Here is a 14854-nt window from a genome sequence, read left to right as displayed (position 1 = left end):
ACCCTGCTAAAAAGCAGAGCCTTTATAAAGAGTTAAATTATTTATTGGCAGGAAATCTCATCCCAGAACCAGTTGCTCTGCGTTGGGCTTTCCCACACTCCAGGGCCGTTTTTTGCGACAAAGCATTTGTTTTGGTACGTCACTTTATCACCGTTAGCCACTTGAGTTACGCCTGGCTCCCACTGAATGAAGCTACCTGTTACTGGTGGCACTGGCTCAGTGACCGGAGGCTCTGGTTCTGTGACTGGCGGTTCTGGTTCAGTCACAGGTGGTTCAGGTTCCGTTGTTGGCGGCTCCGTAGGAGTGCCTGAAACCAACTTCCAAGGGTCTCCTTTCGTTGGCTCATTACCTTGTGACCACCATTTCGCTTCGTAAACAGCACCTTGGTAAGAAACTTGATCACCAGTGTTGTAAACTTTGCCTGAATCCCAAGCTGCCACGCCACCTACAGGCGGATCGACCGGATCTACAGGGTCTAACTTGTCAACCACACGAACTTCAGGCCAACCCGCATGAGATTGGTAGAAGTTAGTTACACACTTCTCGTAATCACCCGCAACTAGCGCAGAGTAAGCCGTTTGGAAACCAACCAGCTCACATTCAAACGAATGGCCTCCAGGGCGATCTGAGTAGTATTTCCAGTTACCATCCCAGTTAGTGTAAAGCACGTCAGTTGCGCCATTTAGGTTTAGGCTGCCGTAAGGCGTTTGCTGCCAACAAGTGTTCTTCTCGTCAGCTTCAATTGGAATTTGGTAGTGTGCCGCCAAACCTTCCCAGTAACGGATACGGTTAACAGGCTGACCTTTATCCTTGTTTTGCTCACCACACTCAATACCACCATTGATCACGTTGATAGTGGTACCGAAGCCGTAACCAATGCCTGCATCAAGTTCACGTTGTGAAGGAACCCAAGTACGGTCAATTACATGTAGCATTGCTGGTTTAGGTGCTTGTGGGGTTAGGAAGAACCAGATGGCCGATGCCAAGTTCAGCCACGAATCCGCAACCAAACCTGGATTTTTCAGTAATACGGATGCATCGCCATCAAACATCACTTCAGAGAACGCGCCATAGTTAAAGTGGTAAGAAAGCTGTTTAGCACCACGTCCAAAGTAACCTTGTCCCGGTTCACATGGCCAACGTTTGTTTTGCCAGTCATTCTGACCACAACCTGTCGTGTAACCTTCTTGACCTTCTGACCAGCCCATTTCACGTACGTGAACCAAAGCTTGCTGCCACTCTTCCAATCCAAGAGGGTTATCCGATACGTTATCAATCGAAATATGACCACCGGTTTCCTGCGCAAAGTGAGCAAAGGCTGTCACGATCGATTTTTTACAAATCGCATCCGAATCACGGCCATCAGTGTACTCACCACAGAATGCTGGGAATTTACCAATCGCACGTAGGAAACGCGTGTAAGTGTATTCTGGTGCTGCCATTTGAGTCAGGAAGTCCCACTCACTTTCAGGGAACACGCGCTCTACACGCTTCACGTTTTCTGGGTTGGTTGCCGCTCCAGGAACAATCGCTTCGACGACTGAGTTAGGACGCGTCTCTAGTGCTTGTGACCAAATGGCATACATAGGGTCAGAGGTTTTGCTTTGCTCCATAGCTTGAACGTCACCACGAGCAATGACATAACCATTCGGATTTTGCGGATCAGGCTGGATATTCATACTTGCATTCGCTTGTGCCGCTAGGACACAACTCAATGCAAGAGGAAGATGTTTGAGTGCAAACATGTCTAGTCTCCGGATTTAACAATACAATATACAAGGAATAACTAGACATATAGTGGATCATATATAAAAAACGCCGAGCGAAGTGAGTTCATTCTGCGAGACAAAATGAATAAATAAGTCCTCGCACACATTTTGTCACAAGAAAAATGTTACCTTGACTCAAAAGAAAAGCGGAGGCTGACTACGCCTCCGTTTGATGATATTTCTATCTCTATCACTCTGCTGAAACAGACTCAAGTTTCTCGGTTGGCTTCTGTTTTGATAGCACATAGTAAATAGCGAACTGAGCGACAATCGCCACAAGTACAATCACTGGTGAGGCGGCAACGCCTGCCAAAAGAAAGCACCCAAGTGCAATCACGCCATTCAACATCGCGTAAGGCAACTGTGTACGGAAGTGCTCATACTGTTCACACCCTGCTCCTGTTGACGACAGAATCGTGGTTTCAGAGATTGGAGAACAGTGATCACCAAATAAACCGCCGGATAACACGGCACCAATGCAAACTAGCAAAGGAGCATCAATCGCAACGGCCGTTGGGATCACTAATGGCATCATGATGGCGAACGTGCCCCAAGATGATCCCGTAGCAAACGAGATAATACCGGCAAGCAAAAAAGCAACGGCTGGCAATAGCCAATACGGGAAACCGGCTTGAGCTTGTTCAGCAATATATGCAGCTGCACCTAATTCTTTCCCAACAGAGCTAAGCGCCCAAGCCAATACCAAGATAACCGCGACAGACATCATGTTTGACATGCCTTTGAGGTACACTTGGATACCATCGGAAAGCTTTCTGACGCCATAAAACGCCATCAGCGCAATTAGAGTGAAGGCCGCGAAGAAGTACGCCGAAGAGAGTGCAGCCCTAAACGTTGAGCCTGCCACTTTTTGAAATGGAAAACCGTGTGGCACCAGGATGGTACATAGAACCACCAGCATAACGAGCAAAGGTGCCCACACAAAACTGGATTTTGCATTTTTATGCGTAAACACATTCATCGACTCCTGCACTTTCCCAAAGTCGGAACCCTGTTCTGCTAACTGCTCAGCCTTCGCCATCGGTCCGAAATCTAACTTGAAGAAAGAGACAATCGGCACAATCGCGATCGCAAGAAAGGCATAAAACTGATACGGGATCGCGCCAATGAAAGCATCCCAGTCACTCATACTGACATTCAGGGCAGTAAACTCTTTTTGAATCAATCCCATGATGTAAACGCCCCACCCGATAAAAGGAATCAAGATTGCGACGGGAGAGGAAGTAGAATCGATAATGAAAGCTAATTTTTGGCGTGATACTTTTAACTTATCAAATAAAGGGCGAAAAACAGGGCCCACAATCAGTGGTGTACCAAGGTCTGAGAAGAAAATAACGACACCACCGAACCATGCTGATAGTTGAGCTTGGCATTTACTCGCCACCCATTGGGTAACCTTTTTAGCAAAGGCGACACCGCCGCCGGACTTTTCCATTAAAGCGACGAAACCACCAATAAACACTAATAACAAAATCACACCAGCGTTGTAGCTATCCGTAAGTTGCGGCAGTAGATAGCTTTTCATCAACGCACTAAACGAGTCTAGTGGTCCTTTTTCAACAAAGGTGCCTTCAAGCATGGCGACGCCACTGACCACACCGGCGAACAAACCAACGACGACATTTCTCGTAGTCAGCGCGAGGAAAAGAGTAACAAGGATGGGAATGAGAGAGGTAACGTCAGCCTGTTCCATAGCAACACCATTTTAATATTTAAACAATAAAAATGAATATATATTTAATTTTGACACATGTATATATTTCTCATAAAAAAGTTGAGCCACCTCTTCACAAATTGGAAGTACAAAAAAACCAGCCCGGAGGCTGGTTCTTGTAAACTCAACAATCTAGAGGAAAATTATTCCCACTCGATTGTCGCTGGTGGCTTACCAGAAATGTCGTAAACAACTCGTGAAATACCTTCAACTTCGTTGATAATACGGTTAGATACCTTACCTAGGAAGTCGTATGGTAGGTGTGCCCAATGCGCTGTCATAAAGTCGATAGTTTCAACTGCACGCAGTGATACCACCCAATCGTATTTACGACCGTCGCCCATTACGCCTACAGAACGAACTGGTAGGAATACCGTGAACGCTTGAGATACTTTGTCGTATAGGTCTGCTGCGTGAAGCTCTTCAATAAAGATAGCGTCAGCACGACGTAGCAAGTCACAGTATTCTTTCTTGATCTCGCCAAGAACGCGAACACCTAGACCAGGACCTGGGAATGGGTGGCGGTAAAGCATGTTGTACGGAAGACCTAGTTCTAGACCAATCTTACGAACTTCATCTTTGAACAACTCACGTAGTGGCTCAACTAGACCCATTTCCATATCGTCAGGTAGACCGCCCACGTTGTGGTGTGATTTGATCACGTGCGCTTTACCAGTTTTAGATGCTGCAGACTCGATTACGTCTGGGTAGATAGTGCCCTGAGCTAGCCATTTTGCGTTTTTCAGCTTCTTCGATTCTTCATCGAATACGTCTACGAACACGTGACCGATAGTCTTACGTTTTTCTTCTGGGTCAGACTTGCCTTTCAGCGCTTCAAGGAAACGCTCTTCTGCGTCAACTTTGATGATGTTTAGGCCGAACTTATCGCCGAACATATCCATTACTTGCTGACCTTCGTTTAGACGAAGCAGGCCGTTATCCACGAATACACATGTAAGCTTGTCGCCAATTGCACGGTGAACCAGCATAGCAACAACGGATGAATCTACACCACCAGAAAGACCTAGAATAACTTCATCGTCACCCACTTGCTCTTTAATACGAGCAACAGCGTCTTCGATGATAGATTCAGAGGTCCATAGACGCTCACAGCCACACACGCCAAGAACGAAGTTCTCTAGCATTTGTAGGCCACCTTTCGTGTGTGTTACTTCTGGGTGGAACTGAACGCCGTAGTATTTCTTCTCTTCGTTCGCCATTGCCGCGTAAGGACAAGTGTCTGTCTCACCGACTTTTACGAAGTCTGCTGGAATTTCTACAACTTTGTCACCGTGGCTCATCCAAACGTCTTGAGTCGCTTCAAGATCTTTGAAGATCGCAGATTCGCCAGAAACTTTTACTTGTGCGTAGCCAAATTCACGCTCGTTTGAGCCCGCTACTTTACCACCTAGCTGTTCTGCCATGGTTTGCATGCCGTAACATACACCAAGTACAGGAACACCTGAGTCAAATACATATTGAGGAGCGCGAGGAGAGTTTTCTTCTGTAACGCTTTCTGGGCCACCAGAAAGGATGATGCCATCTGGGTTGAATTCGCGAATATCCGCTTCTTCTACGTCCCAGCTCCATAGTTCACAGTAAACGCCGATTTCACGTACGCGACGCGCAACTAATTGAGTGTACTGAGAACCGAAGTCCAAGATCAGAATACGTTGGTCATGGATATTTTTAGTCATTTTGAGCAGTCTTTTAAGGCTAAGTGATTAAAACCGAGGCGAGTGTACTCGCCTCTTCTTAATGCTTCAAGGAAAAAGCAAACGTTTACGTTAGGCTGTTAGTTACCTAGACGGTAGTTTGGCGCTTCCTTAGTGATCTGAACGTCGTGTACGTGAGATTCTTGCATACCCGCACCAGAAATACGTACAAATTCAGCTTTAGTACGCATGTCTTCGATAGTTGCAGAACCCGTTAGACCCATGCTTGAACGTAGACCACCCATTTGTTGGTGTACGATCTCTTTTAGGCGGCCTTTGTATGCGATACGACCTTCAATGCCTTCTGGTACAAGCTTGTCTGCTGCGTTATCAGATTGGAAGTAACGGTCAGAAGAACCTTGAGACATCGCGCCAAGAGAACCCATACCACGGTAAGCTTTGTAAGAACGGCCGTTGTAAAGAATCACTTCGCCCGGCGCTTCTTCTGTACCTGCGAACATAGAACCAACCATCACACATGATGCGCCTGCTACGATTGCTTTACAGATATCACCAGAAAAACGGATACCGCCGTCAGCAATCACTGGGATACCGTATTCGTTAGCCACTTCAGCCGCGTCAGCGATTGCTGTGATTTGAGGAACACCAACACCCGTTACGATGCGAGTCGTACAGATAGAACCAGGGCCAATACCAACTTTCACTGCGCTTACGCCAGCTTCGATCAGTGCTTTCGCGCCAGCACCTGTTGCGACGTTACCGCCGATAATGTCTAGATCTGGGTACGCAGCACGAGTGTCACGAATACGTTGTAGAACGCCTTCTGAATGACCGTGAGAAGAGTCGATAAGTAGTACGTCAACGCCTGCTTCTACAAGTGCAGCAACACGTTCTTCGTTACCCGCACCAGCACCAACAGCTGCGCCAACACGTAGACGACCGCGCTCATCTTTACATGCGTTTGGTTTACGTTCTGCTTTATGGAAGTCTTTTGCAGTGATCATACCGGTTAGTTTGAACTCATCGTTCACTACCAGTACTTTTTCAACGCGTGCTTCGTGCATTTTCTCTTGAACTTCTTCACGAGTTGCACCTTCTTTTACAGAAGCTAGACGCTCTTTAGGCGTCATTACCGCAGACACTTTCTTAGATAGGTCAGTAACAAAGCGTACGTCACGACCAGTGATGATACCCACTAGCTCGTTGTGCTCTGTTACTACAGGGAAACCTGCAAAACCGTGCTTTTCAGTCAGAGCGACTACATCGGCGATGGTTGCATCAGGATTCACAGTCACAGGGTCTGTTACCACACCAGCTTCGAACTTCTTAACTTTACGAACTTCTGCCGCTTGCTGCTCAATAGACATGTTCTTGTGGATAAAGCCAATGCCACCTTCCTGCGCAAGAGCGATAGCTAGACGGGCTTCCGTCACGGTGTCCATCGACGCAGAAATCATAGGGATGTTCAGACTGATGTTTTTCGTCAACTGAGTGCGAAGATCAGCTGTGTTTGGGAGAACGGTGGAGTGTGCTGGCACAAGTAGTACGTCATCGAATGTCAGCGCTTCTTTGGCAATTCTTAGCATTTGCAATATCTCACAATTAGAGGAGTAAAAAGACAACCCAAAGTCTCATCGTTTCGCATAATGAGGGTAACTGGTTTTAGGTAACAAGTTACATTTGGATTAGATATTGCGGAGGGATTATACGTTCAACGCAATCGCTTGACTACAAGTTTTTTTAATTTTTTTCTTGCAATTACCCCCTTGCTATGTATTATATTGCCGCTAATTTCCATACTCACGTCTAAGAGATTAGCTGTGCTCTCCAAGACCAATCAGAACATCTTCACTGTTTCTCGTCTCAACGCAGAAGTTCGTTTACTCCTTGAAAACGAAATGGGGATCGTTTGGCTTGTCGGAGAGATATCCAACTTCTCTGCTCCTGTTTCCGGTCACTGGTACCTCACCCTTAAAGATTCTCGTGCTCAAGTAAAATGTGCCATGTTCCGTGGTAACAATCGTCGCGTTACTTTCAAACCTGCAAATGGCAATCAAGTTTTAGTTAAAGCCCGTCTGTCTCTGTATGAGCCACGTGGTGACTACCAACTGATTATCGAAAGTATGCAGCCGGAAGGCGACGGCAGATTGCAGCAAGAGTTCGAAGAACTGAAGATGAAGCTAGCCGCGGAAGGCTTGTTTGCTCAAACGAACAAACTCACCTTACCAGAGCACCCTAAATGCGTTGGTGTCATCACTTCCAAAACCGGAGCCGCACTTTACGATATTCTTGATGTGTTAAAACGTCGTGATCCTTCGCTTCCGGTTGTGATATACCCAACCATGGTTCAAGGAGAAGATGCTGCCATACAGATTGCTCAGGCGATCGGTCGTGCTAATAGCCGAAATGAATGTGATGTATTGATTGTTGGTCGTGGCGGCGGCTCTCTAGAAGACTTATGGTGCTTTAACAATGAGATCCTTGCTCGCACTATTGCTGCAAGTCAAATCCCGATCATTAGTGCTGTGGGCCATGAAGTCGACATGACGATTGCCGATTTTGTTGCCGATGTGCGAGCTCCTACTCCATCAGCTGCCGCTGAACTGGTTAGCCGTGACAACAGCCATAAAGATCAATCGCTTGTAGCGAAACAGCATAAACTAGCTAGTGCGATGCGCTACTACTTAGCGCAGCAAAAACAGCAATCTGTGCAACTTCTGCATCGCTTAGAACGCCAACATCCAAGTTATCAGTTGCAGCGTCAGTCACAGCAACTCGATGAGCTGGATATGCGTTTGCGTAGAGCTATGCAGCGCTTCATCGATACACGTCAACAAGCCGTTGAGCGTAAACACCACCGTCTGCAATTAAACTCTCCTGTTAAACACTTAGCACAACAAAAGTCGAGACTTGAACGTATTGAGCACAAGCTATTGGACGCAATGGATCGAAAACTACTGACGATGCGTCATCAGTTAGCGATTGCGGCAGAAAAGTTAGATACCGTCAGTCCCCTAGCGACACTCAAGCGTGGTTACTCCATCACGCAAACGGAGCAAGGTAAGGTCGTTACAAGCGCAGATGATGTAAAAACGGGCGACCTTTTAGTCACCCGTTTGGCTAATGGTGAGATTCACTCTACCGTTAGTTAGCCGACTTTAAAATGAGCTTAATCAGCTGATTTTTTGAAACTCAAATCGCACACGAGATTTGGATTTGAGTTCATTACAGGTATTGCAGAAATAATTCGCAGCCCCACAAGCCTGAAGCTTTTCTAACTCAGCACCACAGTCCGGACAAAAACCTACTTTTTTGAAATCGGATTCACATTGGCCACAATGGTATTGGCCAGTCCATTCTAGTTCTATTTCGCAATCTGGACATTTGTTCTGTTGCATATCTCTCACCTTACTGTTTCACTCGCTCCAGTATTCACATTTTCTAACCGCTAACCTTGATGTATATCACCGTATGCAAGGTAATGGGTTTACTTCACGAGAAGCTTACTTTAAGAAAGATCTTATTCTGATCATCGGATATTTACCATTTGATCAGCGATCACCCCCTAAAAGAATATTTATATAACCACACACCGAAAGCATAAGTTACATATTCTGCATTCCAATTTAAATAAGCATAAAACACCAAAATTAAATTCAAAAAAAGAAAAAACAGAATTTAATAAAAAGATCTAATTGAAAAAGCAAGCTATTACATCGGTGTGCATTTCAATCGTTTGTGAATCCATTTCGACCAACTTGACGTGTATCGAGCCAAAGTCACTCAAATGCTCTGCGTGCGTTCCTCCACAAGGGATCACGGCCAATTCTCCCTCTCCCAAGTCACATTTCCAATAACGAGAATCGGTCAAGTTGTCACCATGGCAGTCCATAATGATCGCCGCGTCTCTTTCCAGCCAAAACTTCAATTGTGCATTCACCTGCCCCTCTATTTTCTCTAAGTCTGACAGCATTTCTGCGCTGTTTAGGCCTCTTTTACGGAGTGTTTTACCTAAACGGTAAGTATCTAGGCACTTGTCTGGTGTTACAAAGCTGGCTTCTTGGGCATAACTATTAAAATCATAGTTGCCATGTGGGTCTTTACGGTCAGCATCTTTACGCCAGTAACTGGCAGCGAGGACTTTATTCAGGGCTAAGTAGGCGAGATGACCTGCACTGTGTCCACGACTCAATGCTTGTTGGTACTCTTTATCCACTTTCAGTGTCACTCGTGCACCTTGAGATAGAGTGTCAACAAGCGCTAATACATGTACGACAACAAATAACCAGCCTTCTGTATCGCGCTTTACAGGGATTGCCGCTCCAACAAATAACTCTCCGGTTGCCACTTCAATGGCACCAACTTGACAATCAATCACTTCAAGTTGTTGATCATTAAATACTAAGATGCCTTTATCCGCGGGATGATCAGGCCAGATATGGCTAACGGGATGAAACGGAGTCACGTCGGTGACTACGTAGGTCACTTCATTGTGGTTTTGAACGAGTTGAATCTGAGCGTCCAACTGCCAAGTTTGATGGCAGAAACGGGTTTGTGTCGCGGTAATCGTCATGCTTTGCTTATCTTTGTGAATGTAAGAAGTTAAGGTTTTGTGCTGAGCATTTGAAGATACAGGAATCTGCACGTCATCACTAATATCACTAGAGGAAAACCGCGCAGAAGAACATTGTGATAATGATGAAAGTAAGGTTTAGAAAAGGACACATCTCACATCACTTTTAGAGGTTGCAAAAAACAGATAAAAAAATACCCAAGTAAAAACTTGGGTATCTTCAAATACTTAAATTATTTTTTGCGGTTTTTAACCACAGACATCATACGTTTACGCTTACGCTCTTGAGACAAGGTTAGCTTGTTCGCACGATTCTCAAACGGGTTTTCGCTATTCTGGAAGTTGATACGAATTGGCGTACCCATAATTTCCAGTGACTTGCGGAAGTAGTTCATCAAGTAACGCTTGTATGAATCCGGAAGTTCACGAACCATGTTACCGTGAATCACGACGATTGGTGGGTTGTAACCACCTGCGTGCGCGTATTTTAGCTTGATACGACGGCCACGAACCATTGGCGGTTGGTGATCATCAGTCGCCATCTTCATGATACGAGTCAAAACAGAGGTACCAACACGTGTCGTTGCCGACTTGTACGCTTCTTGGATAGACTCAAATAAGTGACCAACACCAGTACCGTGCAGTGCAGAAATAAAGTGAATACGAGCAAAGTCAACGAAACCTAGGCGGCGGTCTAGCTCTTTCTTCACGTTCTCTTTTACTTCGTTATCTAGACCATCCCACTTGTTTACCGCTAGTACGATTGAACGACCGGCGTTCAATGCAAAACCTAGCAGGCTCAAGTCTTGGTCAGAGATGTTTTCACGTGCGTCGATAACCAATAGCACTACGTTTGCGTCTTCAACGGCTTTCAACGTTTTAACAACAGAGAATTTCTCAACCGTTTCGTTAATACGACCACGACGACGTACACCCGCAGTATCAATGATTACATACTCACGGCCATCACGTTCCATAGGAATGTAGATTGAGTCACGAGTTGTGCCTGGCATGTCGTATACCACAACACGTTCTTCACCAAGAATACGGTTGGTTAACGTCGACTTACCAACGTTTGGACGACCAATGATTGCCAGTTTGATTGGCTGTTCTTGTAGACGTTGGAACTCCGCTTCCGCTTCTTCTTCGGTGTATTCGTCTGGTGCAATTTCAGCGTCTTCAAATTCTGTCAGATCTTCAATCTCACCTTCTTCTGATTCACTTGTTAGTAAATCATCAAAGAATGGAGCTAGCGCACGCTCAAGCAATGCTGTAACACCACGACCGTGTGCAGCCGCGATTTGGTACATGTCATCAACACCAAGCTGCCAGAAATCAGCACACGCAGCGTCAGCATCAATACCATCAATTTTGTTTACCACCAGCATCGCTGGTTTTTCAATTTTACGCAGATGCGCCGCAATCGCTTCATCAGCAGGTGTAAGACCAGCACGACCGTCAACAAGGAATAGCACGACGTCAGCTTCATCAATCGCTGCTAGCGACTGCTCTGCCATTTTGGTTTCTACGCCTTCTTCTGTGCCATCAATACCGCCAGTATCAATAACAATGAATTCGTGCTCTTCATCAAGACGAGCTTGGCCGTATTTACGGTCTCGCGTTAGGCCTGGAAAGTCCGCAACCAACGCGTCACGTGTGCGTGTCAATCGGTTAAATAGTGTAGATTTACCTACGTTCGGACGCCCTACTAGAGCAACAACAGGTACCATAACAACCTCTACAATCATCTTTCTTCTGTAGTTATAGGTAACGACTTGCCCGATGCCAAATCAAGCCAGCTTTTTACCTATAACCACGTCAGGGTTAAAAATTTCAAACAACAAAACGGCTCCTAACTGTCACCAGCCAGGAGCCGAATGTGAATTATATCACGATATTATTCGTTAATGGTTAGTTTCTTTACATCGCCGTTGCGAGTTGTAATGACATAACCATCAGACAATAGAGTCGGACCAACCGCAAAACCACTGTCATCAACGAATTGTTGAGCTACGAACTCACCCGTCGAACGATCTAACCAGTGCAGGTAACCTAGGGTATCACCTAAAACTAAATAGTTACCGACGATAACTGGCGCAGTTAACTGACGGTGTTCTAATAGGCTATTTTCCCACAGTTCAGTACCGCTTCGAGCATCAACCGCGACCACGTGATCTTTTTCGGTGATAACAAAGATACGACTGCCGTCCGTTGCGATATCGTTCGCTGACGAATAATTACGCTTCCAGATTGGATTAGCCGAACGCAAATCAATAGCGATCAACTGACCATTGTATCCAATGGTGAAAAGAGTTCCGCCCAATACAATAGGAGAAGAGTCAACGTCAACCAGACGGTCAATTTCCGTAGCGCCTTTCGGTGTGCCTACTGGTTGCTGCCAAATAAGCTGACCACGCTCCACAATCGCTGCGGCTAGTCGACCATTTGCCGTCCCCCAGAAAACACCACCACCAATCGCAGTTGGAGTGCTGTCTCCGCGTAGTGTCAGGTTTGGAACTTCAGTACTTAGTGCCCAGCGCTGCTCACCAGAGCTTTCATCCAAAGCAATCAACATGCCACGGCTGGTATTTACGATGATCAAGCCTGAATCCGCAACGGGTTTCGCCAGAACTTCACCACCAACTTTAATGCGCCAAATGATTTCACCAGTTTCTTGGCTTAGTGCAATCACTTCACCATTTTCAGAACCGATGTAAAGATGTTCGTACGCCGCAGTAATACCGCCAGACAGACGAGCAATCACGTCTTCTTCCAGATCGGTTTGCCATAATTGCTTACCATTTTCTGGATCAAGCGCTTTCACCAAACCATCACGGCTCGCGACAAACAACATGTCGTTTGCGTAGACTGGAGAAAGCTTTGAGAAGTAATGACCAACACCATCACCAATCGATGTGCTCCATTCACTCTTGGTCGTAAACTGACTATCTACCTGCGGTAGTGGTGCCATAACGATGGTATCTTCCTCGCCAGCACAACCAGCTAGGATGCCCACCGTTAATGCCCCTAACAAGGCTTTCTTAAAGACTCTTTTCATCCAATGCGGTCCTTATTATTTCGCCAAGTCGTCCAATTTCATTTGCAGTGTTGGGCTTGCATCTGCTGCTTGCTGCGCTTCTGTGTAAGCCGCGTAAGCTGCATCTTTGTCACCTTGACGAAGTGCAATATCACCACGCAATTCAGCAATGCGACCAGCCCATGCTGTATCTGTCACTTTGCCTAGCTCAGTGTTTGCAGCATCAAAGTTACCCATTTCTGTCTCGATACGAGCGATGCGGTAGCTAATTAGTGAAGATAATGCAGCATCTTTCGTATTGCTTTGAGCCCATTTAAGTTGCTCAAGAGCAGCAGCAAAGTCTTTCGCTTCGACTTGTGCTTTTGCTAGTTGCAGAGCAGCCAATACTGAATATTCTTTAACTTCGTTCGATTCGATAAAAGCTTGCACATCTGATTGCGCATCTACGCCTTTTTCTTGCAGCGTATTCATTGCGGTTGTGTAGCTTTGCGAAGCTGTTTCACTCGCCTGAATCACAGTATCCTGGTAGTAACGCCAGCCAAATAGACCACCTAAGCCAACAACAGCACCGATGATGACGGCTTTACCGTTTTCCTTCCACCAGTCTTTAATAGCTTCAACTTGTTGTTCTTCAGTATCGTAAAGTTCCACTTCCTGTCCTCTTAAAACATGTAAATGGCAGCAAAGCTACCATTGCTCCTATTTCGTCGAAAGGCTCCGATTTGGGGAGCCTTATTGTTACGAACTAGGATTTAATCTTTAGCTTATTAAAAGACTTAAATCAGTGCTGCGATCTTCTCAGCAACTTCAGCTTGGTTGTAAGTCTCTTGCTCACCACCAACTAAATCTTTTAGTACAACGGTATTGTCGGCAACTTCGTTTTCGCCCAGAACCAATGCTACAACAGCACCTACTTTATCTGCGCGTTTAAACTGTTTCTTGAAGTTACCGCCACCGAAGTGATTCATCACGCGAACGCCTGAAATAGCTTCACGAAGCTGCTCTGCTAGCTTCATACCTGCCATCATGGTGCCTTCACCTGCAGTTACCACGTAAACATCCACACTGCGACGTACGTCTGTCAGCTCTAAAGTTTCCAACATAAGAACTAGACGCTCTAGACCCATTGCAAAGCCAACTGCTGGTGTTGGTTTGCCACCAAGTTGCTCTACAAGACCGTCGTAGCGACCACCGCCACACACAGTGCCTTGAGCACCTAGGCTTTCAGTGATCCACTCAAATACCGTGCGGTTGTAGTAATCCAGACCACGAACAAGACGTTCGTTAACTGTGTATTCGATACCTGCTGCGTCTAAAAGTTCACATAGACCTGCGAAGTGTGCTTTAGATTCTTCACCTAAGTACTCAGAAAGACGAGGTGCATCACCTAAAATAGCCTGAATGTCAGGGTTCTTCGTATCCAGAACACGCAGTGGGTTAGTGTGCATGCGGCGCTTACAATCTTCGTCTAGCACATCGATATGTTGTTCAAGGAAGGCAACCAGTGCTGTGCGGTAGTCTGCGCGATCTTCTTGAGAACCAATTGAGTTCAGTTCAAGACGCACGTGCTTGTCGATGCCTAATTCACGCCATAGACGTGCAGTCATCATGATAAGCTCGGCGTCAACGTCAGGGCCATTTAGACCAAACACTTCCACACCACATTGGTGGAATTGACGGTAACGACCTTTCTGCGGACGCTCATGGCGGAACATAGGCCCCATGTACCACAGACGCTGTTCGTCACGGTTGATCAGGCTATTTTGAATACATGAACGTACACAACCCGCAGTACCTTCAGGGCGAAGTGTTAGGCTGTCTCCATTACGATCATCAAAGGTGTACATTTCTTTTGAAACGACGTCTGTCTCTTCACCAACAGCGCGGCTGAATAGGTTTGTTTCTTCAACGATTGGCATGCGCACTTCGTTATAACCGTATGCGCTAATTACATTTTTCACTGTGTTTTCAAGTTTCTGCCACAGTGGAGATTGAGTTGGGAGACAATCGTTCATGCCTCGGATTGCTTGGATTGTTTTTGCCACAATACTTACCGTAATACTCGTT

General features: G+C 46.0%; 11 protein-coding genes. 1 reads left to right on the top strand and 10 read right to left on the bottom strand.

Annotation, left to right across the window (positions count from 1 at the left end; translation table 11 throughout):
* Positions 1 to 41: 41 nt before the first annotated feature.
* From BIW15_RS22420 to guaB, 4 genes are all read right to left on the bottom strand, one after another.
* Complete coding sequence (locus BIW15_RS22420; RefSeq protein ID WP_005460218.1) at positions 42 to 1745, bottom strand: chitinase; 1704 nt, start codon at positions 1743 to 1745, stop codon at positions 42 to 44.
* A gap of 214 nt (positions 1746 to 1959) precedes the next feature.
* Complete coding sequence (locus BIW15_RS22415; RefSeq protein WP_077281641.1) at positions 1960 to 3480, bottom strand: Na+/H+ antiporter NhaC family protein; 1521 nt, start codon at positions 3478 to 3480, stop codon at positions 1960 to 1962.
* A 164-nt stretch (positions 3481 to 3644) separates the two neighbouring features.
* Positions 3645 to 5198 (bottom strand): glutamine-hydrolyzing GMP synthase, encoded by a 1554-nt coding sequence (gene guaA, locus BIW15_RS22410; RefSeq protein WP_005460250.1) that lies wholly within the window; start codon positions 5196 to 5198, stop codon positions 3645 to 3647.
* A gap of 98 nt (positions 5199 to 5296) precedes the next feature.
* Complete coding sequence (gene guaB / locus BIW15_RS22405; RefSeq protein ID WP_005460229.1) at positions 5297 to 6763, bottom strand: IMP dehydrogenase; 1467 nt, start codon at positions 6761 to 6763, stop codon at positions 5297 to 5299.
* Positions 6764 to 6997: 234 nt separating this feature from the next.
* Here guaB and xseA point away from each other — a divergent pair, with 234 nt between their 5' ends.
* On the top strand, positions 6998 to 8329 hold the full coding sequence (gene xseA / locus BIW15_RS22400; protein ID WP_077281640.1) for an exodeoxyribonuclease VII large subunit: 1332 nt from the start codon (positions 6998 to 7000) through the stop codon (positions 8327 to 8329).
* Between the two features lie 21 nt (positions 8330 to 8350).
* Here the strand turns inward: xseA and BIW15_RS22395 are convergent, their stop codons facing one another.
* The 6 genes from BIW15_RS22395 to hisS form a co-directional block, all read right to left on the bottom strand.
* Positions 8351 to 8575, bottom strand: coding sequence for a zinc ribbon domain-containing protein (locus BIW15_RS22395; RefSeq protein WP_077281639.1), 225 nt, complete (start codon positions 8573 to 8575; stop codon positions 8351 to 8353).
* A gap of 293 nt (positions 8576 to 8868) precedes the next feature.
* Positions 8869 to 9750: an alanyl-tRNA editing protein gene (locus BIW15_RS22390; RefSeq protein ID WP_029809600.1), complete on the bottom strand. Its 882-nt coding sequence runs from the start codon at positions 9748 to 9750 to the stop codon at positions 8869 to 8871.
* Positions 9751 to 9983: 233 nt separating this feature from the next.
* A complete protein-coding gene (gene der, locus BIW15_RS22385; protein ID WP_005483018.1) occupies positions 9984 to 11480 on the bottom strand; it encodes a ribosome biogenesis GTPase Der in 1497 nt (498 codons plus the stop codon).
* 167 nt (positions 11481 to 11647) lie between these two features.
* Positions 11648 to 12808 carry an outer membrane protein assembly factor BamB gene (gene bamB / locus BIW15_RS22380; protein WP_005460257.1) on the bottom strand — a complete coding sequence of 387 codons (1161 nt, stop codon included), beginning with the start codon at positions 12806 to 12808 and terminating at the stop codon, positions 11648 to 11650.
* 15 nt (positions 12809 to 12823) lie between these two features.
* The gene (locus BIW15_RS22375; protein ID WP_077281638.1) at positions 12824 to 13438 is read right to left on the bottom strand and encodes a YfgM family protein; all 615 of its coding nucleotides are present in this window, start codon (positions 13436 to 13438) and stop codon (positions 12824 to 12826) included.
* 125 nt (positions 13439 to 13563) lie between these two features.
* Positions 13564 to 14832: a histidine--tRNA ligase gene (gene hisS / locus BIW15_RS22370; protein ID WP_005460225.1), complete on the bottom strand. Its 1269-nt coding sequence runs from the start codon at positions 14830 to 14832 to the stop codon at positions 13564 to 13566.
* Positions 14833 to 14854 lie beyond the last annotated feature (22 nt).

The sequence above is a fragment of the Vibrio sp. SALL6 genome (genome assembly GCF_002002385.1).
GTDB classification, from domain to species: Bacteria; Pseudomonadota; Gammaproteobacteria; order Enterobacterales; family Vibrionaceae; genus Vibrio; species Vibrio parahaemolyticus.
This window is presented reverse-complemented; position numbering and strand designations above follow the sequence as displayed.

Coding starts and splice junctions, on each gene's coding strand:
- BIW15_RS22415 (WP_077281641.1), bottom strand. CDS start 3,480: ATGGAACAGGCTGACGTTACCTCTCTCATTCCCATCCTTGTTACTCTT.
- der (WP_005483018.1), bottom strand. CDS start 11,480: ATGGTACCTGTTGTTGCTCTAGTAGGGCGTCCGAACGTAGGTAAATCT.
- guaB (WP_005460229.1), bottom strand. CDS start 6,763: ATGCTAAGAATTGCCAAAGAAGCGCTGACATTCGATGACGTACTACTT.
- bamB (WP_005460257.1), bottom strand. CDS start 12,808: ATGAAAAGAGTCTTTAAGAAAGCCTTGTTAGGGGCATTAACGGTGGGC.
- BIW15_RS22420 (WP_005460218.1), bottom strand. CDS start 1,745: ATGTTTGCACTCAAACATCTTCCTCTTGCATTGAGTTGTGTCCTAGCG.
- guaA (WP_005460250.1), bottom strand. CDS start 5,198: ATGACTAAAAATATCCATGACCAACGTATTCTGATCTTGGACTTCGGT.
- BIW15_RS22390 (WP_029809600.1), bottom strand. CDS start 9,750: ATGACGATTACCGCGACACAAACCCGTTTCTGCCATCAAACTTGGCAG.
- BIW15_RS22395 (WP_077281639.1), bottom strand. CDS start 8,575: ATGCAACAGAACAAATGTCCAGATTGCGAAATAGAACTAGAATGGACT.